This window comes from Natronospira bacteriovora (assembly GCF_030848495.1).
Taxonomy (GTDB): domain Bacteria; phylum Pseudomonadota; class Gammaproteobacteria; order Natronospirales; family Natronospiraceae; genus Natronospira; species Natronospira bacteriovora.
Window position 1 is genome coordinate 533265 of sequence record NZ_JAVDDT010000001.1, and the last position, 25083, is coordinate 558347.

Annotated in this window: 23 protein-coding genes; 16 read left to right on the forward strand and 7 right to left on the reverse strand. The window is 62.6% G+C overall.

Annotation, left to right across the window (positions count from 1 at the left end; genetic code table 11):
- Window positions 1-8 precede the first annotated feature (8 nt).
- Window positions 9-1568 carry a vWA domain-containing protein gene (locus RBH19_RS02540; protein ID WP_306727228.1) on the forward strand — a complete coding sequence of 520 codons (1560 nt, stop codon included), beginning with the start codon at window positions 9-11 and terminating at the stop codon, window positions 1566-1568.
- Window positions 1569-1644: 76 nt separating this feature from the next.
- Here the strand turns inward: RBH19_RS02540 and hslO are convergent, their stop codons facing one another.
- From hslO to gatC, 4 genes are all read right to left on the reverse strand, one after another.
- A complete protein-coding gene (gene hslO / locus RBH19_RS02545) occupies window positions 1645-2529 on the reverse strand; it encodes an Hsp33 family molecular chaperone HslO (protein ID WP_306727229.1) in 885 nt (294 codons plus the stop codon).
- Window positions 2530-2542: 13 nt separating this feature from the next.
- Window positions 2543-3982, reverse strand: a complete 1440-nt coding sequence (gene gatB / locus RBH19_RS02550) for an Asp-tRNA(Asn)/Glu-tRNA(Gln) amidotransferase subunit GatB (protein WP_306727299.1) — start codon at window positions 3980-3982, stop codon at window positions 2543-2545.
- A gap of 158 nt (window positions 3983-4140) precedes the next feature.
- Window positions 4141-5592: an Asp-tRNA(Asn)/Glu-tRNA(Gln) amidotransferase subunit GatA gene (gene gatA / locus RBH19_RS02555; RefSeq protein ID WP_306727230.1), complete on the reverse strand. Its 1452-nt coding sequence runs from the start codon at window positions 5590-5592 to the stop codon at window positions 4141-4143.
- Window positions 5593-5676: 84 nt separating this feature from the next.
- The gene (gene gatC, locus RBH19_RS02560; protein ID WP_306727231.1) at window positions 5677-5964 is read right to left on the reverse strand and encodes an Asp-tRNA(Asn)/Glu-tRNA(Gln) amidotransferase subunit GatC; all 288 of its coding nucleotides are present in this window, start codon (window positions 5962-5964) and stop codon (window positions 5677-5679) included.
- A 238-nt stretch (window positions 5965-6202) separates the two neighbouring features.
- On the opposite strand from gatC, the gene RBH19_RS02565 reads away from it, so the two are divergent.
- From RBH19_RS02565 to lipB, 11 genes are all read left to right on the forward strand, one after another.
- Window positions 6203-7246 carry a rod shape-determining protein gene (locus tag RBH19_RS02565; protein WP_306727232.1) on the forward strand — a complete coding sequence of 348 codons (1044 nt, stop codon included), beginning with the start codon at window positions 6203-6205 and terminating at the stop codon, window positions 7244-7246.
- A 76-nt stretch (window positions 7247-7322) separates the two neighbouring features.
- Window positions 7323-8258: a rod shape-determining protein MreC gene (gene mreC / locus RBH19_RS02570; protein ID WP_306727233.1), complete on the forward strand. Its 936-nt coding sequence runs from the start codon at window positions 7323-7325 to the stop codon at window positions 8256-8258.
- Window positions 8255-8743, forward strand: a complete 489-nt coding sequence (mreD, locus tag RBH19_RS02575) for a rod shape-determining protein MreD (RefSeq protein ID WP_306727234.1) — start codon at window positions 8255-8257, stop codon at window positions 8741-8743. The genes mreC and mreD overlap by 4 nt, the downstream gene beginning before the upstream one ends.
- A 1-nt stretch (window position 8744) precedes the next feature.
- Window positions 8745-10625 carry a penicillin-binding protein 2 gene (mrdA, locus tag RBH19_RS02580; RefSeq protein ID WP_306727235.1) on the forward strand — a complete coding sequence of 627 codons (1881 nt, stop codon included), beginning with the start codon at window positions 8745-8747 and terminating at the stop codon, window positions 10623-10625.
- Window positions 10615-11745, forward strand: coding sequence for a rod shape-determining protein RodA (gene rodA, locus RBH19_RS02585; RefSeq protein ID WP_306727236.1), 1131 nt, complete (start codon window positions 10615-10617; stop codon window positions 11743-11745). The genes mrdA and rodA overlap by 11 nt, the downstream gene beginning before the upstream one ends.
- 170 nt (window positions 11746-11915) lie before the next feature.
- Complete coding sequence (gene mltB / locus RBH19_RS02590) at window positions 11916-12899, forward strand: lytic murein transglycosylase B (RefSeq protein ID WP_306727237.1); 984 nt, start codon at window positions 11916-11918, stop codon at window positions 12897-12899.
- Window positions 12886-13677: a septal ring lytic transglycosylase RlpA family protein gene (locus RBH19_RS02595; RefSeq protein ID WP_306727238.1), complete on the forward strand. Its 792-nt coding sequence runs from the start codon at window positions 12886-12888 to the stop codon at window positions 13675-13677. The genes mltB and RBH19_RS02595 overlap by 14 nt, the downstream gene beginning before the upstream one ends.
- Before the next feature lie 106 nt (window positions 13678-13783).
- Window positions 13784-14929: a D-alanyl-D-alanine carboxypeptidase family protein gene (locus tag RBH19_RS02600; protein ID WP_306727239.1), complete on the forward strand. Its 1146-nt coding sequence runs from the start codon at window positions 13784-13786 to the stop codon at window positions 14927-14929.
- 2 nt (window positions 14930-14931) lie between these two features.
- On the forward strand, window positions 14932-15813 hold the full coding sequence (locus tag RBH19_RS02605) for a D-amino acid aminotransferase (protein ID WP_306727240.1): 882 nt from the start codon (window positions 14932-14934) through the stop codon (window positions 15811-15813).
- Window positions 15810-16085, forward strand: a complete 276-nt coding sequence (locus RBH19_RS02610; RefSeq protein WP_306727241.1) for a YbeD family protein — start codon at window positions 15810-15812, stop codon at window positions 16083-16085. The genes RBH19_RS02605 and RBH19_RS02610 overlap by 4 nt, the downstream gene beginning before the upstream one ends.
- Window positions 16086-16096: 11 nt before the next feature.
- A complete protein-coding gene (gene lipB, locus RBH19_RS02615) occupies window positions 16097-16747 on the forward strand; it encodes a lipoyl(octanoyl) transferase LipB (protein WP_306727242.1) in 651 nt (216 codons plus the stop codon).
- Window positions 16748-16935: 188 nt separating this feature from the next.
- Here lipB and RBH19_RS02620 read toward each other — a convergent pair whose 3' ends face one another.
- From RBH19_RS02620 to RBH19_RS02630, 3 genes are all read right to left on the reverse strand, one after another.
- Window positions 16936-17703, reverse strand: coding sequence for a DUF429 domain-containing protein (locus RBH19_RS02620; RefSeq protein WP_306727243.1), 768 nt, complete (start codon window positions 17701-17703; stop codon window positions 16936-16938).
- An 87-nt stretch (window positions 17704-17790) separates the two neighbouring features.
- Window positions 17791-18447, reverse strand: a complete 657-nt coding sequence (gene murU, locus RBH19_RS02625) for an N-acetylmuramate alpha-1-phosphate uridylyltransferase MurU (protein ID WP_306727300.1) — start codon at window positions 18445-18447, stop codon at window positions 17791-17793.
- Window positions 18448-18458: 11 nt separating this feature from the next.
- Window positions 18459-19460, reverse strand: coding sequence for an aminoglycoside phosphotransferase family protein (locus tag RBH19_RS02630; RefSeq protein WP_306727244.1), 1002 nt, complete (start codon window positions 19458-19460; stop codon window positions 18459-18461).
- Between the two features lie 184 nt (window positions 19461-19644).
- Here RBH19_RS02630 and RBH19_RS02635 point away from each other — a divergent pair, with 184 nt between their 5' ends.
- Genes RBH19_RS02635 through rsmA form a run of 4 tightly spaced genes read left to right on the forward strand, consistent with a single transcriptional unit; the run spans window position 19645 to window position 25024 of the window.
- A complete protein-coding gene (locus RBH19_RS02635) occupies window positions 19645-21945 on the forward strand; it encodes an LPS-assembly protein LptD (RefSeq protein WP_306727245.1) in 2301 nt (766 codons plus the stop codon).
- A 15-nt stretch (window positions 21946-21960) separates the two neighbouring features.
- On the forward strand, window positions 21961-23250 hold the full coding sequence (locus RBH19_RS02640) for a peptidylprolyl isomerase (protein WP_306727246.1): 1290 nt from the start codon (window positions 21961-21963) through the stop codon (window positions 23248-23250).
- Between the two features lie 2 nt (window positions 23251-23252).
- Window positions 23253-24248 (forward strand): 4-hydroxythreonine-4-phosphate dehydrogenase PdxA, encoded by a 996-nt coding sequence (gene pdxA / locus RBH19_RS02645; protein ID WP_306727247.1) that lies wholly within the window; start codon window positions 23253-23255, stop codon window positions 24246-24248.
- Window positions 24245-25024, forward strand: coding sequence for a 16S rRNA (adenine(1518)-N(6)/adenine(1519)-N(6))-dimethyltransferase RsmA (gene rsmA / locus RBH19_RS02650; protein WP_306727248.1), 780 nt, complete (start codon window positions 24245-24247; stop codon window positions 25022-25024). The genes pdxA and rsmA overlap by 4 nt, the downstream gene beginning before the upstream one ends.
- The last annotated feature ends 59 nt before the right edge of the window (window positions 25025-25083 follow it).

Sequence of the window (25083 nt, forward strand, 5' to 3'; positions counted from 1 at the left end):
TAACGGTGATGCATGCCGTCTATGCACTCATCAAATACTTCAAAATTTTCCCGACAGGGAATTGGGAGCAAAAGGTTATGAACAAACATCTGATCGCGGCGGTTGCCGTCGCAGGCACATTCGCTTTGGGAGGCTGCTTCAGCAGCAGCTCTGACGACCCGAACCACATTGAGGGCCAACTTCTCGCACCGGCGGGAACCCTGGATGGTGACGGTGATGGGGATGGATCGGGCATGATGGGTCATCGCCCTGCATCACTGCGTCCAACCGCTGGCGGCAGCATCCTTGCTGCGGCCGGAAATTGCGCGGACGTTCCAGGTGGCTACGAGGCACTGGCCGATGCCACCATCGAGTTCCTGGACGACAGCGGTGTCGTGACCGGCGAAGCGATTGAAGCCGATGAGTGTGGGGAATTCAGCGCCAACCCGCCGGCCGATGCTGTTGCCATTCGCGCAACCCGCGATGGCTTCCGTCCGATTGAAGCGGAAGTCGCCAACTTTCGAAGTGGCGGGGCGGGCTATGCATCCACAATCCCATCCAACTGGAGTTACCGCATCGGTTCGATGCAGGTACAGAGTGATGGACGCGTCGCCTTCACCCTGGTCGATGACCAGCGCGGGCTGGCCGTCATCGGACTGCCGCCCCGTACAGTGGAGGCCCTGGTCAACCAGACACAGGTCACGACCGGTAGCCTGACCAGTAGCGCGGCCACACAGGAAGCGGCTTCAGTATCCGTTGTGCTTGACGCCAGTGGTTCCATGTATCAGTGGGCCTATACCGATGAAGATACCGGTGAAAGCTTCGACCGCTTCCAGTTGACCACATTGGCCACCCACGAGTTTCTCGATATTCGTGGCGCCAACGATGAAGTCAGCTTCACGATTTTCGATGGCTCGGTGCACCTCATCAATGATGAGTGGATCGAGCAGAACTGGACACTCGAGGATAACCAGGGATCGGAGATTGACTTCACCTTCAGCGCCTCCGGGTTCGCCTCGGATGAAGCGCCACTGCGTCTGATCACGGACGCGTTCAACCCGCACTCCGGCATCTGGCTGAACAACACGGATCCTCAGACCATCGCCGATGAGCCACACGCGGCTACTCCGGATCTTCAGATCGCGAACTGGTACAACTGGGGCGGCATGACTGCTCTATACGATGCCGTCGACGCCGGCCTTGATGTACTTGAAGATGCGGACAATGAACGCAAGATTCTGGTGACCATGGGTGATGGTGGCGACAACAGCTCCATTGAAACCAACAAGCAAGAAGTCATCGATCGCGCCAACGCACTCGGCATTCCGGTTCTTTCCATCGGCCTGGCCGTCAGCGGATCCGCGGAAGACAATCTGCGTGATCTGGGGATTGACACGGGCGGCGATTACTTCTCGGTTGATGACATCGATATCTCTGATGCCTTCGTCAGCATTCAGAGTGGCATCCGCTTTCAATATCTCCTTGAGCTTCCGGGCGTGAGCCTTTCCGCCGGGGATATCCTGACTCTGCGCATTGACTATAACGGTGTCGTGACTGAACGGGATTACACGGTTCCCGACAGTCCCTGATCACTTCCTGAGCGCAAAAAAGAAGCGCCAATGCGGTTACCCGCATTGGCGCTTTTTATCAGCTGGAGTGAATAACTTAGTGGCGGGTCGTGCTCTGTCCTGAACTGGCATCGATAAATAGTGCCGCGGCATCCACACGATCGAAGTAGTAATGCCGGCCACAGAATTCGCAGGCCACTTGCACCTGCCCCTGCTCTTCAAGCACTTCCTCGATCTCTTCCTGTCCGAGGCGGCGCAGGACATCGACGATCTTTTCACGGGAGCAGGTACAGCGAAAGCTGACCGGCCTGGCTTCGAATAGACGCAGGTTTTCTTCGTGATACAGGCGATGGAGAAGCTGTCTGGCCGGCAGCACCCGAAGCTCCTCGCCCTTGACCGTATCCGCCAGCGTGATGACCCGGTTCCAGCCTTCGCCACCCTCATCTTCTCCGGGAACAAGCTGAAGCAACAATCCGGAAGCCGCGTCGCTATCCGCTGTCAGCCAGAGTCGGGTGGGCAATTGTTCGGAGCGATCGAAATAGGCCTCCAGGCAGGTGGCGAGATCATCCCCTTCCATGGGCACGATTCCCTGATACCGCTCGGACTGACCTTGCTGCTCGATGGTGATGGCCATGGTGCCCTCGCCCAGCAACTCGCGAAAGCCGGCCGTGGAGGCCACTTCTGACTGAACCTGAGCCGTACCCCGAATCACCAGCTCGCTGCTGCACTGAACCACCATCAGGCTGACCGGCCCATCCCCCTGAACCTGGAGAGTCATGGCACCCTCGAACTTCAGAGTGGACGCCAACAGGCTGGCCGCCGCCATGGCCTGGCCAAGCAACGATCGCACCGGCGCCGGATAATCCGAATGTTCCAGCGCCGCTTGCCAGCTACTGTCCAGATGCACCAGTTCCCCGCGCACGGGGGCCTCCTCGAACAGGAAGCGATGAAGACTGTCCGCCTGTTTTCCAGATTCACTCATGGCGCGCAAAAGCTCAGAGTTTCTTCTTCAGCAGTTCATTGACCTGCTGCGGGTTTGCCTTGCCCTTGCTGGCCTTCATGACCTGCCCGACGAAGAAGCCGAACAGCTTGTCCTTGCCGGCACGGTACTGTTCGAGCTGCTCGGGATTGTTGGCGATTACCTCGTCAATGATGGGCTCGATGGCCGAGCTGTCCGTGATCTGCTTCAGGCCCTTCTTGTCGATGATGGTGTCGGCATCGCCTTCACCGTTCCACATGGCTTCGAAGACGTCCTTGGCAATCTTGCCCGAAATCGTCTTGTCCTCGATGCGCTTGATCAGGCCGGCCAGGCCTTCGGCCGTCACCGGCGCTGCCTCCAGCTCCACTCCATCCTTGTTCATGAAACCGGAAAAGTCACCCATGACCCAGTTGGCGGCCAGCTTGGGATCGCCGCCACTGGCCTTGACCACGGCCTCATAGAAATCACCCATCTCACGGGTGGCGGTGAGCACACCGGCATCGTAGGCATTGAGGCCATAGTCTCCCTGGAATCGAGCCTTCTTCTCGTCCGGCAATTCCGGCAGATCAGCGCGCACGGTCTCCACGAAGGACGATTCAATTTCCAGCGGCAGCAGATCCGGATCCGGGAAATAGCGGTAATCGTTGGCTTCTTCCTTGGTTCGCATGGAGCGGGTTTCACCCTTGCCCGGATCATAGAGACGGGTTTCCTGAACCACGGTGCCACCGGACTCCAGCAAGTCGATCTGGCGTTCCACCTCGTATTCGATCGCCTTCTCCACGAAGCGGAAGGAATTGACGTTCTTGATCTCGGTGCGGGTGCCGAACTCCTTCTGGCCTTTCGGCCGCACCGAGACATTGGCATCACAGCGGAAGGAGCCTTCCTGCATGTTGCCGTCACAGATTTCCAGGTAGCGCACCAGGGAGTGCAGCTTCTTCATGTAAGCCACAGCTTCCTTCGGTGAACGAAGATCCGGTTCCGAGACGATTTCCAGCAGCGGCGTGCCGGCACGGTTGAGGTCGATACCGGTCATGGTCTCAAACCCTTCATGCAGGGACTTGCCGGCATCTTCTTCCAGGTGTGCACGGGTGACGCCGATTGTCTTGGTGCTGCCGTCATCCAGCTCGATGTCCATGCTGCCTTCATACACCACCGGCAGTTCGTACTGACTGATCTGATAACCCTTGGGCAGATCCGGGTAGAAGTAGTTCTTGCGGGCGAAGACCGACCGCTCCGAAACCTTCGCACCAATGGCCAGGCCCAGCTTGACGGCCATTCGAACCGCTTCCTTGTTGAGCACGGGCAACATGCCGGGGTAGCCCAGGTCGATCAGTGAGGCCTGCGTGTTCGGTTCCGCCCCGTATGCCGTGGAGCTGCCGGAAAAGATCTTGCTCCGGGTCTGCAGCTGGGCGTGAACCTCGAGACCGATAACGGTTTCCCATTCCATAATGAAAATCCTGATAAGCGTTGTCAGCGAACGGCTCCCGGAATGAACCGGAATGTTCTCAAGCCACTATTCAATCCCAACAGTATCCGACAGCCAGTTCACCAATCCGGCGCAACGCCATGTCGACTGGACGGCATTCTGTTCACTGGCGTCTGTTCACTGTTGGCTCAAATCCCCTCCGGCATCCGCCGGTGCCAGTCCGTCTGCTGCTGGAACTGGTGCGCCACATTCAGCAGACGCCCTTCATCGAAGAACTTGCCAATGATCTGCAGGCCCACCGGCAGCCCGCCGGCAAATCCGGCCGGCACGGACACGGCCGGCAGACCGGCCAGGTTCACCGCAATGGTGTAGATATCATTGAGATACATGGTGATCGGGTCATCCGTCTTCTCGCCAACACCGAAGGCCGGGGTCGGCGTGGTCGGGCCCATCAGCACATCCACGTCTTCCAGGCAACGCATGAAGTCGTCGCGAATCAACTTTCGCGTCTTCTGGGCCTGCAGATAGTAGGCATCGTAATAGCCGGCGGACAGAACATAGGTACCGGTCATGATGCGGCGTTTGACTTCCGGGCCGAAGCCCTCGCCACGGGAACGCTCGTAGAGGTCCAGCAGATCCCTGGGATCTTCGCAGCGATAACCAAAGCGCACACCATCGAATCGGGACAGGTTGGACGAGCATTCCGCCGGCGCCACCACATAATAGGTGGGAACGGACAGACCCAGGTTCGGCAGGTGCACTTCCCGTATTTCGGCACCCATCCGGCGATAGACATCCAGGGCATCCTCGACAGCCTTGCGGGTCTCGGCTTCCAGGCCATCGTCAAAGAACTCGCTCGGCACGCCCACCTTGAGCCCCTTGAGGTCCGCCCCCAGGGCCGCCATGTAGTCCGGCACGTCTTCCTGGGCACTGGTGGAATCCCGCTCGTCGAAGCCGGCCATCACCTGAGTCAGCAATGCAGCGTCTTCCGCACTCAGGGTCAGCGTACCGGCCTGATCGAGACTGGAGGCAAATGCGATCATGCCGTAGCGGGAGACCCGCCCGTAAGTGGGCTTGAAACCGGTCAGACCGGTCAGGGCCGCCGGCTGGCGGATGGAACCACCGGTGTCGGTACCGGTTGCGGCCGGAGCCATGCGTGCCGCCACGGCGGCGGCCGAACCACCGGAGGAACCGCCCGGCACCTTGCTGCGATCCCAGGGGTTCTTCACCGGGCCGTAGTAACTGGTTTCATTGGACGAGCCCATGGCGAACTCGTCCATATTGGTCTTGCCCAGCATGACCACGCCGGCGGCGGCCAGACGTTCAACCACGGTGGCGTCATAGGGAGAAACAAAGTTGTCCAGCATTCTCGAGCCGCAACTGGTCTTCACCCCCCGCGTGCAGAAAATATCCTTGTGAGCCAGCGGCAGGCCGGTCAACGGCCCCGCATTGCCGGTGGCAATGCGCTGATCGGCCTCGCGGGCCTGGGCAAGGGCCTGCTCGGGCGTGGGCGTGATGAAGGCGTTGAAGTCGCCATCCATCTTCTCGATACGGTCGAGGTAGTGGCGGGTCAGCTCCTCACTGGAGAAATCCCCGGCCTTCAGGCCGGCCGCCAGTTCTGACAGGGTCTTGTCATGCATGCTTGATAATCCCGTGTTTCAGCATCGGGCCCACCGCGGCGGGCTACTGTTGCTACAGCTGCGCAAAGGTCAGGAATCCGGGCCTTACTCGATCACCCGGGGGACCAGATACAGGCCGGCCTCCGTGGCCGGCGCGTTCTGCTGGTACTGATCGCGGTGATTGCTCTCGGTCACCTCGTCTTCCCGCAAACGCTGGGCCATGTCCAGCGGATGCGCCATGGGCGTGACCGAAGCCGTATCGGCCTTGCTCAATTGGTCGACAAAATCGACAATACGGGAGAGATTGTCCGCGTACTGGTCGATATCTCCGTCTTCAATGCGAAGTCGTGCCAGGTGGGCGATATGGCGAACCTGGTCGGGACTGAGGGACATGGGCGAAAGCCTCCGCTGCCGTGAAACAAGCGGTGAAATCTACCACAAGCGGCCCGTGGGCGTCATGGCCCGACTGGCGGGGCAAATCCGGAAAACGCCGTTACCGATTGCCCAAACCGGGGTCGGTTGCTAAAGTACGCGCGGTGCGCTATGCGGTTTTTTTCCCAGACTGCGAAGCGCGGAACACATCGCTCACGGGCCGACGGTTCGGCCCTACTGACAAAGAAGAATCCCCCCGATGTTCAACAGTGTTCGAGGCTTTTTCTCCAACGACCTGTCCATTGATCTGGGCACGGCCAACACACTTATCTATGTCCGGGGCAAGGGCATCATCCTTGATGAGCCCTCGGTCGTGGCCATTCGTGACGATCCGGGCCGGGGCAGCAAGACTATCGAAGCGGTGGGCGTGGAAGCCAAGCGCATGCTGGGCCGAACCCCAGGCAATATCGTTGCCATCCGCCCCCTGAAGGACGGCGTGATCGCCGACTTCACCGTCACCGAGAAGATGCTGCAGTTCTTCATTCGCAAGGCCCACGGCACCCGTTACTTCCGACCCAGCCCGCGTGTCGTGGTCTGCGTCCCCCATGGCTCCACCCAGGTGGAACGACGGGCCATCCGCGAGTCAGCGGCCGGAGCCGGGGCCCGCAAGGTCTACCTGATCGATGAGCCCATGGCCGCCGCCATCGGGGCGGGCATGCCGGTGCACGAAGCCAAGGGCTCCATGGTGCTGGATATCGGTGGCGGCACCTCGGAAGTGGCCGTGATTTCCCTCAACGGTATCGTCTACGCCGCCTCCGTTCGCATCGGTGGTGACCGTTTTGACGAGTCCATCATCAATTATGTCCGCCGCAATTACGGCACCCTGATCGGGGAAGCCACGGCGGAACGCATCAAGCACGAGATCGGCTCCGCCTTCCCCGGTGAGGAAGTGCGGGAAATCGAGATCAAGGGGCGCCACCTCTCGGAAGGGGTTCCCCGGGCTTTCACTCTCAACAGCAATGAAATCCTCGAGGCGCTCCAGGAACCGCTGGCCGGCATCGTTGGCGCGGTGAAGACGGCCCTGGAACAGACGCCACCCGAGCTGGGCTCCGACGTGGCTGACCGCGGCATCGTTCTGACCGGTGGTGGCGCCCTGCTGCGGGATCTGGATCGCCTGCTCATGGAGGAAACCGGCATTCCGGTGGTGATCGCCGATGACCCGCTCACCTGCGTCGCCCGCGGTGGCGGACGGGTGCTGGAATTGATGGACGAACACGGCAGCGAGCTGTTTTCAGTCGAATGAGCTTGAATCCCGTCGACGGCCCTGTACAGGGCCGGGCAACCCGCCCGGCCCTTCCAGCCGTCAGTGAGGACAGGTAATGGGCACCGCCTTCGGTGGCAATCGAAACACCAAGCTGTTCGGGCACGGACCCTCGCCGGTGGTTCGGGTCGCCCTGCTGATCCTGCTCTCCATTGTCATCATTGCGGTCGACCACCGCGAAGGCCATCTTGACCGGCTGCGCCAGGCGCTTTCCATCGTGACCTATCCCATCCAGCTGATGGTGGATCTGCCCTCCGCCGCGCTGGAGCGGGCCAGCGAGACCCTGGCCACACGTGGCCACCTGATGGAAGAGAACCGCCGACTGCGGGAACAGCAACTGGAGCTCAGCGCCCAGAACCAGCGTCTGGCAAGCCTGGAACAGGAAAACGAACGCCTTCGGGAGCTGCTGCAGTCCGGCGCCCGGGTGGGTGAACGTCTGCTGGCCGCCGAGCTGCTCCAGGTCAGCCTTGATCCTTTTCGCCACCGGGTGGTAGTGGACAAGGGCAGCCGTCACGGCGTCCATTCCGGGCAGCCGCTGCTGGATGCCGATGGCATCATGGGCCAGGTCACCCATGCCGGCCTGTTTGGCGCCAATGCCATCCTGATTACCGACCCCAGTCACGCCATCCCCGTGGAGGTCAACCGCAACGGTCTTCGCACCATTGCCCTGGGTACCGGCGACATCACCCGACTGGATCTGCCTTATCTGCCCAATAGTGCAGACATCCGGACGGGCGACCTGCTCGTCTCCTCGGGCCTGGGCATGCGTTTCCCGAGAGGCTATCCGGTGGCCGTGGTGACCGAAGTCCGCCGCCGACCCGGGGAAACCTTCGCCGAAATTCACGCCGAACCCGCTGCGGCACTCAATCGCAGCCGGGAAGTGCTGCTGGTCTGGCGGGAAGACAATCTGCCCTTTGACCATGATCCCATGCAGCTGGAACGTCACGATGGCGCCCGCGAAGGCGACGGCAATGAGGGGAGAGACGGATCATGACGGACGCACCGGCACAGGGCCGCTCGGTGGTCTTCGCTTCCCTGTTGATGGCGCTGATGCTGACCATCTGGCCGCTGCCCGAGGCCATCGCCCCCTTCCGGCCGGACTGGTCGGCCCTGTTCCTGATCTACTGGATCATGGCCCTGCCACACCGCTTCAACGTGGGCACGGCCTGGTGCGTGGGCCTGATTCTGGATGTGCTGACCGGCAGCCTGCTGGGCCAGCATGCCATTGCATTGGCCATTACCGGCGTGCTGGTCGCCATGAGTCATCTGCGTGTGCGGGTTTTCCCGGTCTGGCAGCAGGCCATGACGGTGATGGTGCTGCTGGCCGTGAATGAACTCATCCTGATCCTGGTGGAAGGCGCCACGGGACAGTTGTACGATCTGGAATGGCGTTGGGCACCCATTGTCACCGGGATGCTGTTCTGGCCGTGGGTGCTGTTTTTCCTGCGCTCCCTGCGCCGGCGCTTCGATGTAAGCTGACGTGTCTGTTCATCTTCACATTCGGGATCAGGAACAGGATCGACGCCTGTTCATGCGACGCGGCATTGTGGCCGCCGTGCTGGCCACCGGCCTGCTTCTACTGCTGGTGGCGCGTATGTTCGTGCTGCAGGTGGTCGATCACCAGCATTACGCCACCCTGGCTGATGGCAACCGGGTGCGGGTGGAACCCATTCCACCCACACGCGGACTGATCTTCGACCGACGAGGCGAGATCCTCGCCGAAAACGTGCCCAACTACCAGCTCGAGCTGATCCCGGAACAGGTGGAAGACATCGGCGCCACCCTTGACGCCCTGGGCGCCATGATCGAAATCCGGGAATCGGACAGGGAACGGTTTTTTCGCCTGCTACGCAGCCAGCGGCGCTTTCAACCGGTTCCCATTCGCCAGAACCTCACGGAAACGGAGATCGCCCGCTTCTCGGTTGACCGGCAGAGCTTCCCCGGCGTCGAAATCCGTGCACGCCTGGCCCGACACTATCCTCATGGTGAATTGACCTCGCATTTGGTGGGCTATCTGGGCGCCATCAGCCGGGAAGACCTGAACCGCATCGATCGCAGCCGCTACAGCGGCACCACCCAGATCGGCAAGACCGGCATCGAATTTTCCTACGAACCCATCCTGCACGGTGGGGCAGGGAGCCGGCGGGTGGAGACCAATGCCCAGGGTCGCGTGATTCGTACGCTCGATGTCCGGGAGCCAGCCGTGCCGGGCGATGACCTCTACCTCAGCATCGATCTTCGCCTGCAACGTGTCGCCTGGGATGCCATGGAGGGAAAGCAGGGCGCCGTGGTGGCCCTGGATACCCGGGATGGCAGTGTGCTCGCCATGGTCAGCCGCCCGGGATACGACCCCAACGTGCTGGCCACCGGCCTGGATCGGACGGCCTTCCGGGCCATGGAAAGCGATCCGGCGCGTCCCCTGTTCGACCGCGCCACCCGGGGACGCTACCCCCCCGGCTCCACGGTCAAGCCATTCCTCGGCCTGGCGGGCCTGGATGCCAATGCCATGGATCCGGATCATCAAGTCAACTGCACCGGTGAATTCTTCATTGACGGCCGCGACCGCCCCTTTCGTGACTGGCGGCGGGAAGGCCATGGCCCCACCGATTTCAAGCGTGCCATGGCCGAGTCCTGTGACATCTACTACTACATGCTGGCGATGGAACTGGGTATCGACCGCATCCACCATTATCTGACCCAGTTCGGCCTGGGCAGCCGCGCCGGTCTGGACATCCCTGGCGAAAGCGCCGGCCTGATTCCTTCCCGGGAGTGGAAACGCCGGGCGCTGGGCGAAGGCTGGTTTCACGGCGAGACGGTGATTGCCGGCATCGGGCAGGGCTACATGCTGGCCACGCCCTTGCAGCTGGCCAAGGCCACCGCCGCACTCGCCAACCGCGGCGAGCTGCGCCGCCCCCGCTTGCTGCATGGCCTGCGCAATGCCTTTACCCGTGAGTTCGAGGCCATGGCCGCACCGGAGCCGTATCGCTCGGAGCTTCTGGACCAGATCAACAGCAACAATTGGCAACTGACCGTGGACGCCATGGTGGAATCCATTCACGGGCCCCGGGGCACAGGCCGCTCCATCGGCTTTGGCGCGCCCTACCGCATCGCCGGCAAGACCGGAACGGCCCAGGTCTTCGGCCTGGGCGAAGACGAGGAATACGAACACGAGGAGGTCGCCTTCCACCTGCGCGACCACGCCCTGTTCATCGCCTTCGCCCCGGCGGAGGATCCGAAGATCGCCATCTCCGTACTGGTGGAGCACGGCGGCAGTGGTGGCGGTGTTGCGGCCCCGGTGGCCCGCAAGGTAATGGATGAGTTCCTGCTGCATCGGCAGGAGGAGAACGACAATGGCCGCTAACTACCTTGGCAGCACCCTCAACAGCGGTGGCTCTTCAGGCAACGGTGTCCTCAGCACCCTGCGCCTGGACGGTCCGCTCCTTCTCGGGCTGCTCATCCTCTGCTGCTTCGGCCTCACGGTGGTCTACAGCGCCAGTGGCGAGGATACGGGACTGCTGCTCCGCCAGCTCATCCGCATGGGCCTGGGTCTGGCTGTGCTGGTAACCCTGGCACAGATCCCGCCCAGCCTGCTCCGGGCCTGGTCACCGTGGGTCTTTCTCGGTGTCATTGCCCTGCTGCTTCTGGTACTGATCATGGGCGAAATGGGCAAGGGCGCCCAGCGCTGGCTCAGCCTGGGCTTCATTCGCTTCCAGCCCTCCGAGATGATGAAGCTGGCCATGCCGCTTGCTCTCGCCTGGTACCTGCATGATCGTCACCTGCCACCGCGCTGGTGGCAGATTCTGCTGATGCTGTTCGCCATCGCGGTGCCGGTCGCACTCATCGCCCGCCAGCCAGACCTGGGCACGGCCCTGCTGGTGGCCTCCGCCGGCTTCTTCGTTCTCTTCCTCGCCGGACTGCGCTGGCGCTACATGATAGGTGGCCTGTTTGCCCTTGCCGCCGCCCTGCCCGTCCTCTGGTCTCATTTGCACGACTACCAGCGCCAGCGCGTACTCACCTTCCTGAATCCGGAATCCGACCCCCTGGGGGCTGGCTATCACATCATTCAGTCCAAGATCGCCATCGGTTCGGGTGGCTTCTTCGGCAAGGGCTGGACTGAAGGTACCCAGTCCCAGCTCCAGTTCCTGCCCGAACGCTCCACGGATTTCATTTTCGCTGTCCTGGGGGAGGAATTCGGCCTGCTGGGTGTGGGCCTGCTGATCCTGATCTACCTCTTCGTCTTCTGGCGCGGCATGGTGCTGGCCCTGCGCGCCCAGGACAATTTCGGCCGTCTTCTGGGTGGCAGCCTGATGCTGACGTTCTTCGTCTACATCTTCGTCAACACCGGCATGGTCACCGGCCTGGTGCCGGTGGTAGGGGTTCCCCTGCCGCTGGTCAGCTATGGCGGCACGTCCATGGTGACCCTCATGGCCGGTTTCGGTATTCTCATGAGCATCAACAGTCATCGACGGTTCATGTCGTGATCTAAATCGTAGTCGTTGTCGTTGTCGTTGTCGGGTTTTTGAGATTTTTTCGTCGCTCGTGGCCTGATGAAAACCCGATTACGACAACGACAACGACAACGACAACGACAACGACAAAAAGCATATTCGGCGCTCGACACTTTGGATCCAACGGAGTCACTGGCAGACAAATGAAAAGCACTCTGGCTATCACCGCCCTTCTGGCTTTCATGCTCAGTCCCCTGACGCTGTCAGCCGCCAACTGGCTGGAGCGAGAGGATGTGCAGGCCTTCATCGAGCGCATGGATTCGGAACACGACCTGGACCGCGACTGGCTCGAATCCGTGTTTGCCAATGTCATTCGCCAGGATGCCGTACTGGAAGCCATTGCCAGCCCGGCCGAGGCTCTGCCCTGGCATCGCTACCGGCCGATCTTCCTCACCGAGGCGCGCATCCAGGCCGGCGTGGACTTCTGGAAGGCCAACGAAACCGTCATCCGTCGCGCCAGCCGGGAATACGATGTGGATCCGGAGATGCTGGTGGCCATCATCGGCATCGAGACCTACTACGGGCGTCATCAGGGTCGGCACCCGGTGCTCGATTCCCTGGTCACTCTGGGCTTCGACTACCCGCCCCGCGCCGCCTTCTTCCGGCGCGAACTCGAACAGCTGTTCCTGCTTGCGGACGAGGAAGATCTCGACATTCACGAGCTGCGGGGTTCCTACGCCGGGGCCATGGGGCTAGGCCAGTTCATTTCCTCCTCCTGGCGGGCCTACGCGGTGGATTTCAGCGGCAGCGGCAATCGGGACCTGCTAAACGACATCGAAGATGGCATTGGCAGTGTGGCCAACTACTTCGCCCGGCATAACTGGAAAGGTGGCGACGCCGTGGCCGTACCGGCAATCCTTCCCGACGACCGCTCCTTCAGCGTCAACAACCCGCTACAGCGCAAGCGGGCTCATGAACTGCGTGCGGCCGGACTGATCTTCAGCGAAGGTGTGGATGACGATGAGCTGGTATTGCCGGTGCAGCTGGATACGGGCAACGGTGATGCCTGGTGGGTGGGGCTGAACAATTTCTGGTCCATTACCCGCTACAACCACAGCCCCCTTTATGCCATGGCGGCCTGGGAGCTGAGCCGCGAAATCGCGAGGGAGAAGGATGGCCGTCGTTAAACGTTCACCGGGGCTCCCGCGAAGCACCCTTTTCCTGGCCGGGCTCACCCTGCTGGTGGCGGCCTGCGCCCCCTTCGAGACCCGTGACAGTGGCCCGACTGCACCGCCCCCCGGGCTGGACAATATCCCCGAGCCCGTACCCCGGAATGAACCGCGCAGCCGGTACGGGAACCCTTCCAGTTATGAAGTCTTCGGGCGGACCTATTACGTCATGGATTCTGCCGAGGGCTATTCCGAGGAAGGCGTCGCCTCCTGGTACGGCAAGAAGTTTCACGGCCAGCGCACCAGCAGCGGCGAGGAATACGACATGTACGCTCTTACCGCTGCCCATACCCGCCTGCCCCTGCCCACCTATGTGCGGGTGACCAACCTGGAAAACAATCGCAGTGTGATCGTGCGTGTCAATGATCGCGGGCCATTCGCCCATGACCGCATCATCGACCTGTCCTATGCGGCTGCCCATCGTCTGGGCCTGGTGGATGCCGGAACCGGCCGGGTTCGAGTGGAAGCCCTGTCCCGCCACCGGGACGGCATGGGCATTCCCTCGGGCCGGGTTCGAATCCAGGTCGGGGCCTTTGGCGAGGCGGGCAATGCCCGCGCCCTGAAGGAGCGGCTGGAACGCGAGGGCATTCGACCTGTCCATATCCGCTCCGAAAGCGGGCGCCGGGGTGTCCACCGGGTTCAGGTCGGCCCCCTGGAGGGTGAACAGCGAATCCAGGCCATGCTCGATCGACTGGCCCGGGCCGGCTTCGAGGACACTCGCTTCGTCCACGACTGAGGCGGCCGGCTTTTGCCGTCACCTGGCCCATCATGGGCCCTGGCCCTGTTAAAATGCGGGACTGGCTTCCGTTTCCACCCATCGGTATTCATCAGGTGTACAAACGATGATTTCATGCGTTCGCTCTGTTGTTCCGGCCCTGCTGGCCGCACTCGTTCTCGTCGCCGGGCCGGCCCTGTCCAGTCCGATCCCTTCCGCCCCGTCCGTGGATGCGGAAAGCTATGTCTTGATGGATTATCACAGTGGCCGCGTACTGGCCGAGAAGGATCCCGAAAAGGTGGTCGAGCCGGCCAGCATCACCAAGGTCATGACAGGCTATGTGGTCTTCAATTCCCTGCGCACCGGCAGCATCGCGCTCGATGATGAAGTCATGGTCAGTGAACGCGCCTGGCGCATGCCCGGATCGCGCATGTTCATCGAGGTGGGACGGCGTGTTTCCGTGGAAGATTTGCTCCAGGGCATGATCATCCAGTCCGGCAACGACGCCAGCGTTGCGCTGGCCGAACACGTGGCCGGTTCCGAGGCTGCCTTCGTGGACCTCATGAATCAGTACGCTCAACGTCTGGGCATGGAGAACACCAGCTACGCCAATGCCACCGGCCTGCCGGACGAAAGCCAGTACACCACGGCCATCGATACTGCCCGGCTTACCCGGGCACTGATTCAGGAATTTCCGCAGTACTACAGCTGGTATTCGGATCGGGAATTCACCTTCAACGGCATTCGCCAGAATAATCGCAATACCCTGTTGTGGCGCGATGATTCCGTGGACGGAGTCAAGACCGGCCATACCAGCTCCGCCGGCTACTGCCTGGTCACGTCCGCCGAGCGCAATGACAGTCGCCTGATTTCGGTGGTCATGGGGTCGAGCAGCGAACGCTCTCGTGCCGATGCCAGCCAGTCCCTGCTCAATTACGGTTTTCGCTTCTTCGAGACCCACCGCCTCTACACGGCCGGTGAAAGCCTGGCTGAAGAGCGGATCTGGGGTGGTGCCCGCGATTACCTGAACCTGGGCGTGAACGAGGATCTTTTCGTCACCATCCCCCGAGGCACCTACCGTGATCTGGATCCCGTCCTGAATCTGCGCGGCCGCCTGGATGCGCCCATTTCGGCGGGAGACCCGGTGGGCAAGGTCAGGGTACGGCTCAATGACGACGTGATTGCCGAGCGCGAAGTGCATGCCCTGGAGGACATTCAGTCTGGCAGCCTCTGGCAGCGCATGGTCGATCGCGTGAAGCTGTTCTTCGACTGATCATGGCGATCCCCCACGAAACAGCCTGGCTCAACGGCGAATTCCTTCCGCTTCAGGAAGCCAGAATTTCACCACTGGATCGGGGTTTCCTCTTCGGTGACGGCATCTACGAAGTGGTGCCGATCTATGACGGACAGCCCTTCGAACTGGAGGCCCATCTGGATCGCCTCGAATACAGCCTGGGGGAAATCCGCCTGCGCAACCCCCTGAGCCGGGCTCAGTGGCGATCCATGATTGCCGAACTGGTCGAGCGAAACGGGGGCGGTGACCAGACGGTGTATTTCCAGATCACCCGGGGTGCTGATTCCCAGCGCGACCACGGATTCCCGGATCCTGACCTGGCCCCCACCTGCTTTGCCATGAGCAGCCCCCTGGCGCCGGCCCCTGCCCGTTTCGCCAGCGACGGAGCCCGCGCACATCTGGTGGAGGACATTCGCTGGCGACGCTGTGACATCAAGGCCACCGGCTTGCTGGCCAACGCCATGGCAAAGCAGGCCGCCCGCGACGCCGGCGCCGATGAAGCCCTGCTGCACCGGGACGGCCAACTGATCGAGGGCAGCTCCATGACCCTGTTTCTGGTTGAGAATGGTGCCCTGCTGACGCCGCCGAAAGGCCCGTCGATATTGCCGGGCATCACCCGGGACGTGGTCATCAATCTGGCACGTGACCTGGGCGTGGCTGTGGAAGAGGCCCCGCTGGCCATGACACGGCTGCAAAGCTGTGATGAACTCTGGTTCACCAGCTCCAGCCGCGAGATCATGCCGGTGACGCAGGTGGATGGCATTACCATTGGTGACGGTCGCCCTGGCCCGGTCTGGCAACGTTTCCAACAGACTCTCTCGGAAAGAACCCGTGTGCAGTCGAGTACGGTGAAGGTTTCATGAAGGATATCGACGAGAACAACACCCCCCTGGAATTTCCCTGCGACTTTCCGCTCAAGATCATGGGCCGGGACGAAGACGGCTTTCGCGAGCACGTCATTGCCATCATCAGCCAGAAGGCCGGCGCTGACGCCGTGGTGGGCATTCGTGACCGGGAAAGCAAGGGCGGGCGCTTCATTTCCCTCACGGTGACCGTACGGGCCGAAAGCCGCCCTCAGCTGGATGACATCTACCGGGAACTGCACGCCTCCGATCGCGTGCTGATGACCCTCTGAAACGGCGAAAAATGGCGTCTACCGCGACCACCAGTCAGGACATCCCGCCACCGGAATTCCGGGAGCTGGGCCGGCGTGATTTCGACCCCGTGTGGGAAGAGATGAAGCAGTGGACCCTCGCCCGCAGCGGCGATGAAAGCGACCGCATCTGGCAAGTGGAACACCCCCCGGTCTTCACCCTGGGGCTGGCCGGCAAGCGCGAGCATGTACTGGCACCGGGTGATATCCCGGTCATCGACATCGACCGCGGCGGCCAGGTGACCTATCACGGCCCCGGGCAGCTGGTGGTCTACCCCCTGATCAACCTGCGCCGGCTGAAACTCGGTGTACGCGCCCTGGTGGAAGCCCTGGAACAGGCCGTCATCGACACCCTGGCCGGATACGGTATTGATGCGGCCAATCGCCGCGATGCCCCCGGCGTCTACGTGGAAGGCCGCAAGATCGCCGCCCTCGGCCTGCGGGTACGCAACGGCTGCACCTACCACGGCCTGGCCTTCAACGTGAACATGGATCTGGAACCCTTCCAGCGCATCAACCCCTGCGGCTATGAAGGCCTGGAAGTGACCCAGGTCACCGACCTCGGCGGCCCCGCCGACCCCATGACCGTATGGCGGGACCTGCAGCCGCATTTGCTGCGTCGCCTGGGTTATCCGACCCCCTAGCCCAACGAGCCAAGGCTCTCGTAGTCGTAATCGTTGTCGTAATCGGCTTTTCGACAGCAGCAACAAGCCCCGGGCAGCAATCCGCAAACGAAAAGACGAACACCTCGCAGCCTCAGGTTTTTTCGTAATCGTAATCGGCTTTTCGAACGGAGCGAGGAATCAAAATCCGATTACGATTACGACTACGATCACGCCGGGGAAGGGGCGCTTCCCCGGCGTGTCCATATCCACCCTTCCTTTGCCAGGTCCTCATCCAGACGCGGTGGCGCCATGGCCTGGCCTTCCAGGAAATCGATGCCGGCCAGGATGCAGACAGCGGCATCCAGGACATCCGCCTGGGTGCGCAGGGCCTGAGTGGCCGCTGAGTGGGCTCCGGGCAGAGCCAGTGTCTCGCCGAAGCCTTCCATGATGATATCGCGCCGCTCCAGTTCGGCGGCCGGCTTGTAGCGGCGCCAGGGCAGCTCGTGCATGCGCAGGGTGGCGGCGGGATAGACCTCGATGACGCCACCCTCGTCCCCGGCCCCGGGATGCCAGAGCAGCGGCAGATGCCGGCGACTGTGTTCACGCACCTCGGCCAGCAGACCCAGGGCCGCCCTCGCCGTGCGGGCGATGAAATTCGCGCCCACCTCCATGGGGCGGCAACCGGTTCGTTCGTGGATGAAGCTGTCGCAGCGGCGGTGAAACAGTTCATCCGCCCCGGGGCCAATCCCGGCCCCGGCACGGTGTTCGGCCAGTGACTGCCCCAGCGCCACCGGCCAGCCCAATGGTGCGTCAATGCAGAGCAAGGGCCGCTCGGCAGCGGATATCCATTCGGCCACCTGCTCCACCGGCACCACCTCGGCCCCGGACATGGCTTCCACCAGCACCCAGCCGGCCTCCCCCCGCACCGCGCGGGCCAGCCCGGTTTTCTCCGCCGCCGTGGCGCAATCAATCCCGATGATGCAGTCCCAGGTCATGGGCCAAACTCCCTGTCAATCTGGCAGTACCCTCGTTGTCGTTGTCGGCTTTTTGATTCCTCGCTCCGTTCGATAATCCGATTACGATTACAAACTGCTCAGTTTGCGATTCAACTGCTCCAGGCGGTCGGGGGTTCCGACATCGACCCATTCGCCGGTGTGATGAATGCCCGCCACGCGGCCGGCACTGACTGCGTCACGCAGGCGGGGAGCCAAGGGCCAGGCACCCGGGGGAGCATCGGCGAACAGCTCGGGGTGATACAGGCCGATGCCGGCGAAGGTCAGGCGTGGCTCCCCCGCGGTTTCAACGCGACCGTCTCGCAGGGCGAAGTCACCGCCGGGATTGTGCGCCGGGTTGTCCACCAGCAGCAGGCAGGCCAGGTCTTCGCGCCCCAGTTCAAGCTGCCTGAAATCGGTATCGCACCAGACGTCACCGTTGACCACCAGGAAGGGCTCCGGCCCCAGCAATGGCAGGGCATGGCTGATGCCGCCGCCGGTTTCCAGAGCCGGCCAGCCCTCCGGCGAATAGAACAGGCGGGCACCAAGGCGGGCGCCATCGCCCAGCGCGGTTTCCAGCGTCTCACCCAGCCAGCCCAGATTGATCACAATCTCGGGCCAGCCGGCCGCTACCAGGCGCCGGATCTGGTGCTCGATCAGGGGCCTGCCATCCACTTCCAGCAACGGCTTCGGGCATCGATCCGTGAGTGGACGCATGCGTTCCCCGCGCCCGGCCGAGAGAATCATGGCTCGACGCCTCACGCCGATGCTCCCCTTGCCGCGCCCGGGCTCCAACGCTCGATCAGTGACTGCAGGGGCCGCAATGCCGGTTCCGCCGCGGCGGCCTGGCGCAGATAGGCAAAAAATCGCGGAACGTCGCTGAGGTAATGGGGTTTTCCGTCGCGATGAGCGATGCGGGCAAAGATGCCGATGACCTTGAGGTGCCGGTGTACCGCCATCCAGCGGCAGTCATCCAGAAAATCCGAGCGGGAATGGGGAACCGGCAGCCCGGCCGCCAGCGCCTGACGGTGGAAGCGACTCAACCCGGCTTGCACGGTGGCGGCGGGGAAGCTGTGAAAGGCGTCCATGAACAGGCAGACCGGATCGTAACTGATGGGGCCAAGCACGGCATCCTGGAAATCGATCACCCCGGGTGCCGGGTGGGATGCCATGAGATTGCGGGGCATGAAATCCCGGTGCACGAAAACCCGGGGCTGGGCCAGGGCGCGATCACAGAGTTCCCTGAACAGGCTTTCGAGCAGCTCACGCTCCTCACCGGGCACGTCGATACCGCGCTCCCGGGCCAGATACCAGTCCGGGAAAAGGGCCAGCTCCCGCATGAGCAGATCGCGGTCGTATTCCGGCAGCCCCTCGGTCTCGGTTCCCGACTGCATGCGAACCAGGGTATCCACGGCGGCCTCCATCAGGGGCGCCGGATCACGGTATGAGAAGGCCTCCAGATAGGTCTCCCGGCCCAGGTCCTCAAGCAGCAGAAAACCCTGGTCGATATCGGCGGCACGAATGGCCGGCACACGGATGTCCGCCCGGGCCAGGCGCTGTGCCACATCCCGGAATGGCGCCGTGTCCTCTCGGTCGGGCGGCGCATCCATCACGATCAGGCTGCCCGACTCCAGGCCACTGACCCGGAAATACCGCCGGAAGGACGCATCCGCCGAGGCCGGCGCGAGATGGAATGGACATTGCGGATACAAGCCTGCAAGCCAGGCTTTCAGGGCCTCCAATCTGGCATCGGCACTCATTTGCACTCCCGTTCCCTGATGCGCTGGCCCTGGTGGCCGTTTGCCGTTGAACACCGCGGGCATTTGTGCGATTTTACCGCGCGCTCATATCCGGTCATCATACCTGCTTGCCGCCCGAGAACCAGCCAGCCAGGCTGGGCCGTGGCTCATCGCCGAATCAGGGATCGAGGAACAGGATCGCCCCGTGCAGCCAAGGCCGAAACCCGACCGTCATTGCCCGGAACCGCCGCCTGCCAGCGCCAGCTGGCTGCTGTTGCTCGTCCTGCTGCTTCCCGCGACCACGCCGGCCATGACACTGGAACGGGAGGAGCCCCAGCCCTGGCGTCTCTGCCCCGCCTGGCCGCCGGAGCGCCCCCCCGAGACCATTGGCCCGCCACCCACGGCCGAGACACCCGTGGACATCGAGGCGGACGAGATGGACGGGGTTCTTGAGGAGTATTTCGTCTACCGCGGTGACGTCATCCTGCGCCAGGGCACCCGTCAATTGCGAGCGGAGGAACTGCTCTATCTGCCGCAGACACAAGAAGCGCGGGTCAGGGGAGATGTCAGCTTCCTCCAGAATGACCTGGCCTTCAGCGGCGTCGAAGCCAGCTTCGATCTGGGCAACGACAGCGGTGTCTTCGATCAGGCCGGTTTTCGCCTGCTGGATCGCCACGCGCGGGGCGAAGCCGGACAACTGGTTCGGCAGGATGAGAACACCACCTTGCTGGAGGATCTTTTCTATACCACCTGCCCGGACGACAACCGGGACTGGGCCCTGAATGCCCGGCGCATGCACATGGACCATGACAGCGGCCGCGGGGTGGCCCGTCACCTCTGGCTGGAGTTCAAGGGTGTGCCTTTCTTCTACAGCCCCTGGCTGAGCTTTCCGCTGGATGATCGTCGCAAGAGCGGCTTCCTGTTCCCGGATTTCGGCCGCTCGGAACGCCATGGAACCGAGATTGCACTGCCCTTCTACTGGAACATCCATCCACAGCTGGATAGTCTGCTGACACCCCATCACCGCAGTGAGCGCGGCACCCAGCTTTACACCGAAACCCGCTACCTGACCCGCAGCACCCGTGGCAGTCTGCAGGCGGACTACCTGCCGGACGACTCGGTATTCGGTGATGACCGCTATTACCTTCAGTACCGCCAGAGCACCCGGTTGCCGGCAAACTGGCGGGTGGCTGCCAATATCCAGCGCGTCTCCGACACCGAGTATTTCCTGGATCTGGACGACTCGCCCGGCGCTCGATCAAGAACTCATCTGCCACAGTCACTGACCATCAGCCAGAATACCGACTGGTATCGCTTCCAGAGTCGATTCCGCATTTTTCAGACCATTGACGACGCCATCGAAGACAGCCGCCTGCCCTACCGGGAGCTGCCGGACATGCGCCTGGATTCCGACCTCCCCATTGGCGGCAGCGGCTTCCATGCCGAACTGGGCAATCGCTTCACCCGCTTCGAGCGCGCCGACTCCCTGGAGGCCGACCGCCTGCACCTGCATCCGAGAATCACTGGGCGCTTCGGCACCCCGGGCTGGTTCGTTCAGCCTTCCATCGGCGGGCAATACACCCGCTACGACCTGAACAATCCGACGGCGGAAACCCGTCGCAACAGCGGGGCCGAACTTGAACCCGGCGAAGACCGAACCCTGACCCGCAGTGCGCCTGTCTTCAGTCTCGATTCCGGGCTCATCCTCGAACGCCCTTTCGCCGATAGCCTGCATCTGCGCCAGACCCTGGAGCCACGGCTGTTCTACCTTTACGTGCCCTACCGGGATCAGAGCGCCTTCCCGCGTTTCGATACCCGCGAGATGGATTTCACTTTCGCCAGCCTGTTCATGGAAGATCGATTCATCGGTCCCGACCGCCTTGGTGACGCCAATCAGGTGGGGGTGGCCCTGACCTCGCGAGTTCTCGACAGCCGCTCGGGGCGCAGTCTGCTGACCGGCAGCCTGGGACAGATCCATCACTTCGACGACCGGGAGGTTGGTCTGGGTAGTGGCGATCCCGTCACCACCCAGCGCTCCGAGCTGGTTGGTGAAGTGCAACTGGCACCCACCGAAGCCTTCAGCGCCAGAACCACCGTCCTGTGGGATCCGGAAGATCGACAAACCCAGCGTAGCGCGATACAGTTCCAGTACCGCCCGGAAGCGCGAAAAGTCCTGAATCTTGGCTATCGCAACCGGCGCGACCGACTCGACCAGGTGGATTTTTCCTTTGCCTGGCCCATCACAGACCGCATCCGCGCCTTCGGACGCTGGAATCACTCTCTGCAGGATGACGAAACCCTGGAACGTTTCGGCGGTCTGGAGTATGAGAGCTGTTGCTGGGCCCTTCGATTCACCACCCGGCGGCACATTTACAACCGCGATGGCGATGTGGATCGCTCCTTCATGATCCAGCTGGAGCTCAAGGGCCTCGGGGGAGTTGGCCAGACCGTGGATGATTTCCTTGACGAAAGCATCATGGGCTATGGCTATCGTGATTACGACTGAAACAATGGAACGCAAATGCGCAAGATGATGATCGGCGGCCTTGCCGCCCTGCTGACGCTGACGGCATTCTCGGCCGCGGCCAACACGCCGCTGGACCGTATCGTTGCGGTGGTCAATGACGAAGTCATCCTGAACTCCGAGCTGGAAGAGCGCATGGATACCATCCGCATGCGCATGGGCGGACCCGGTGCCCAGATGCCGCCGGAGCAGGAGTTTCGCCGCCAGGTGCTTGATTACATGATTGACGAGGCGGTGCAGTTGCAGCGCGGGCGCATGGGCGGGCTGCGTGTCAGTGATGACGAGGTCAACCAGGCGCTGGCCCGGATCGCCTCCCAGAACAACGTCACCCTGGCCCAGTTGCCCGAAGTCATGGAGGCCGAGGGCCTGGATTACGCCACCGTTCGGGAACAGATTCGCCGTGAACTCATGCAGCAGCGGGTACAGCAGCGCATGCTGCATCGTGAAGTCACCGTCTCCGATCGTGAAGTCCAGGAATTCCTGGCCGAGATGGAAGCCCGGGGCGATCTGGACAGCGAGTATCTCGTCTCTCACATCATGATTGGCACAGGCGCATCCGATGACGCGGAAGCCCTGCGGGAAGCGCGCGAAAAGGCCGAAAACGTTCATCAGCAATTGCAGGAGGGCGCCGACTTTGGCCAGATGGCCGTCACCCATTCCGACAGCCGCACCGCCCTGGAAGGCGGCGATATGGGCTGGCGCGCCGGGCCGGAACTGCCCACGGTATTCGCCGAACGGGTTGTGGGCATGAATGCCGGTGACATCACCGCCCCCTTCCGCACCTCCAGCGGTTATCACATTCTCAAGCTCCAGGATGTCCGTCGTGGTGACCAGCTCATCGTGCAGGAACGCCGCTCTCGTCACATTCTGATCCGGCCCTCGGAAGTATTGCTCCCGGAGCAGGCTCAGCTGAGGCTGGTTGATCTGCGCCGCCGCATTGTCGAAGAAGGGGAAAGCTTCTCGGAGCTGGCACGCGAACACTCCCAGGATCCCGGCTCGGCGTCCCTCGGCGGCGACCTGGGCTGGCAGACCCGTGGCCAGTTCGTTCCGGCCTTCGACCAGAAGCTGGATCAGATGGAAATCGGCGAAATCAGTGAACCGTTCCAGACCCAGTTCGGCTTCCACATCGTGCAGCTGATGGAAACCCGGGAACGCGACCGCACCCTGGACGCACGCCGCAACCAGGCCCAGCAGTTCATCCGCGCCCAGAAGGCCGAGGAACGCATGGATGCCTGGCTGCAGAAGCTGCGCGACGAGTCCTACATCGAAATCCGCCTCGGGGGCTGAACATGCCCCTGTCGCGGCCGATCGCCCTCAGCTGCGGGGAACCTGCGGGTATCGGTCCCGACCTGGCCCTGAGCCTGGCCCAGCAGGATCGGGATTATCCCCTGGTTCTGCTGGGTGACCGCTCGGTTCTTGCCGAACGAGCCGATGCCCTCGGCCTGACCGTCCAGTTGCACGCGTGGGAGGACGGCGATACTGCCCGGGAAGCCGGCCACCTCTCGTTTCTGCACATCCCGGTTCATTCGCCCGTCCGGGCGGGCCATCTCGACCCGGTCAATGCCGCGCACGTAATCCGTCTGCTGGAGATTGGCTGCGATGGCTGCCTCGGTGGCCGTTTCGCCGCCCTGGTCACGGCGCCACTCCACAAGGGCGTGATCAATGAGGCCGGCCGCTCGTTCTCCGGCCATACGGAATTCCTGGCCGAGCGCAGCGGCGCCGCCCAGCCGGTGATGATGCTGGCCTGCCCCGGCCTGCGCGTGGCTCTCGCCACCACGCATCTGCCCCTGCGCCAGGTGGCCGATGCCATCAGCCCGAAAGGGCTTGAAAGCGTCATCCGTGTCCTGCATGCCGACTTGCGACGGCTATTTGCCATCGACAACCCCCGTATCCTGGTCTGCGGCCTGAACCCCCATGCCGGGGAAGGCGGGCATCTGGGCCATGAGGAAGGCGAGATCATTGCACCCCTGCTGGAACGTCTGCGCCGTGAAGGCATGCAGTTGAACGGCCCCCTGCCGGCAGACACTCTGTTCACCCCCAAGGTACTCGAACAGGGCGATGCGGTGCTGGCCATGTTCCATGACCAGGGCCTGCCGGTACTCAAGCACAAGGGTTTCGGCAAGGCCGTGAACCTGACCCTGGGCCTGCCCATCATCCGCACTTCGGTGGACCACGGCACCGCCCTGGATCTGGCCGGCAGCGGCAGGGCCGATGCCGGCAGCCTGCAGGCCGCCATTGGCCTCGCCGTGGAACTGGCGGAAAACCAGCCGGAAATACCGTCATGAATGAACATCGCGCTCGCAAGCGCTTCGGCCAGCACTTCCTGCACGACCGCAATATCATTGGCCGCATCGTCGATGTCATCGACCCGAAGCCGGGCGACAGACTGCTGGAAATTGGTCCTGGCCTGGGCGCCATCAGCGGGCCCCTGATGGAGCGCCACGGTGACCTGGATGTGGTCGAGATCGACCGCGACGTCATCCCCCACCTGCAGGAGAAATGCGCCGGCCTGGGGGAGCTTCGCGTGCACAACGTGGATGCGCTGAAGTTCCGTCTCGACAGCCTTGGGCCCGGTCCCTGGCGGGTAGTGGGCAACCTCCCCTACAACATCTCCACCCCGCTGATGTTCCATCTCTTCAGCCAGATCAGCGCCATCACCGACATGCACTTCATGCTGCAGAAGGAAGTGGTGGATCGACTGGTGGCCGAACCGGGCACCTCCGATTACGGCCGTCTGGGCATCATGAGCGCTCTGTACTGCGAAGCCGAACACCTCTTTGATGTCCCGCCCGGCGCCTTCAGCCCTCGCCCCAAGGTGCAGTCGAGCATCGTGCGCCTGCGTCCCCGCGCTACCCCGATCTGCCCTGCCGACCATCAGGAGGTGCTGGCCCAGCTGGTCCGCCAGGCCTTCTCCAGGCGCCGCAAGACCCTGCGCAATGCCCTCAAGGGCCTGGTGAACGCCGATACCGTGGAACAGCTTGGCATCGACCCAGGCGCCCGTCCCGAAACCCTGCCGCCCGAAGCCTTTGCGAAGCTGGCGGAACGGGTGGTCGCGGGGTGATGAGGATTGCGCCACATGTAATGGCAAAACGTCGGATTCTGGCCATTGCGCGGATGAAT

What these genes read in the sequence shown, in the direction of transcription:
- RBH19_RS02540 (WP_306727228.1), top strand. Translation starts at nt 9, where the DNA reads ATGCATGCCGTCTATGCACTCATCAAATACTTCAAAATTTTCCCGACA.
- hslO (WP_306727229.1), bottom strand. Translation starts at nt 2,529, where the DNA reads ATGAGTGAATCTGGAAAACAGGCGGACAGTCTTCATCGCTTCCTGTTC.
- gatA (WP_306727230.1), bottom strand. Translation starts at nt 5,592, where the DNA reads ATGCATGACAAGACCCTGTCAGAACTGGCGGCCGGCCTGAAGGCCGGG.
- gatC (WP_306727231.1), bottom strand. Translation starts at nt 5,964, where the DNA reads ATGTCCCTCAGTCCCGACCAGGTTCGCCATATCGCCCACCTGGCACGA.
- RBH19_RS02565 (WP_306727232.1), top strand. Translation starts at nt 6,203, where the DNA reads ATGTTCAACAGTGTTCGAGGCTTTTTCTCCAACGACCTGTCCATTGAT.
- mreC (WP_306727233.1), top strand. Translation starts at nt 7,323, where the DNA reads ATGGGCACCGCCTTCGGTGGCAATCGAAACACCAAGCTGTTCGGGCAC.
- mreD (WP_306727234.1), top strand. Translation starts at nt 8,255, where the DNA reads ATGACGGACGCACCGGCACAGGGCCGCTCGGTGGTCTTCGCTTCCCTG.
- rodA (WP_306727236.1), top strand. Translation starts at nt 10,615, where the DNA reads ATGGCCGCTAACTACCTTGGCAGCACCCTCAACAGCGGTGGCTCTTCA.
- mltB (WP_306727237.1), top strand. Translation starts at nt 11,916, where the DNA reads ATGAAAAGCACTCTGGCTATCACCGCCCTTCTGGCTTTCATGCTCAGT.
- RBH19_RS02595 (WP_306727238.1), top strand. Translation starts at nt 12,886, where the DNA reads ATGGCCGTCGTTAAACGTTCACCGGGGCTCCCGCGAAGCACCCTTTTC.
- RBH19_RS02600 (WP_306727239.1), top strand. Translation starts at nt 13,784, where the DNA reads ATGATTTCATGCGTTCGCTCTGTTGTTCCGGCCCTGCTGGCCGCACTC.
- RBH19_RS02605 (WP_306727240.1), top strand. Translation starts at nt 14,932, where the DNA reads ATGGCGATCCCCCACGAAACAGCCTGGCTCAACGGCGAATTCCTTCCG.
- RBH19_RS02610 (WP_306727241.1), top strand. Translation starts at nt 15,810, where the DNA reads ATGAAGGATATCGACGAGAACAACACCCCCCTGGAATTTCCCTGCGAC.
- lipB (WP_306727242.1), top strand. Translation starts at nt 16,097, where the DNA reads ATGGCGTCTACCGCGACCACCAGTCAGGACATCCCGCCACCGGAATTC.
- RBH19_RS02620 (WP_306727243.1), bottom strand. Translation starts at nt 17,703, where the DNA reads ATGACCTGGGACTGCATCATCGGGATTGATTGCGCCACGGCGGCGGAG.
- murU (WP_306727300.1), bottom strand. Translation starts at nt 18,447, where the DNA reads ATGATTCTCTCGGCCGGGCGCGGGGAACGCATGCGTCCACTCACGGAT.
- RBH19_RS02630 (WP_306727244.1), bottom strand. Translation starts at nt 19,460, where the DNA reads ATGAGTGCCGATGCCAGATTGGAGGCCCTGAAAGCCTGGCTTGCAGGC.
- RBH19_RS02640 (WP_306727246.1), top strand. Translation starts at nt 21,961, where the DNA reads ATGCGCAAGATGATGATCGGCGGCCTTGCCGCCCTGCTGACGCTGACG.
- pdxA (WP_306727247.1), top strand. Translation starts at nt 23,253, where the DNA reads ATGCCCCTGTCGCGGCCGATCGCCCTCAGCTGCGGGGAACCTGCGGGT.
- rsmA (WP_306727248.1), top strand. Translation starts at nt 24,245, where the DNA reads ATGAATGAACATCGCGCTCGCAAGCGCTTCGGCCAGCACTTCCTGCAC.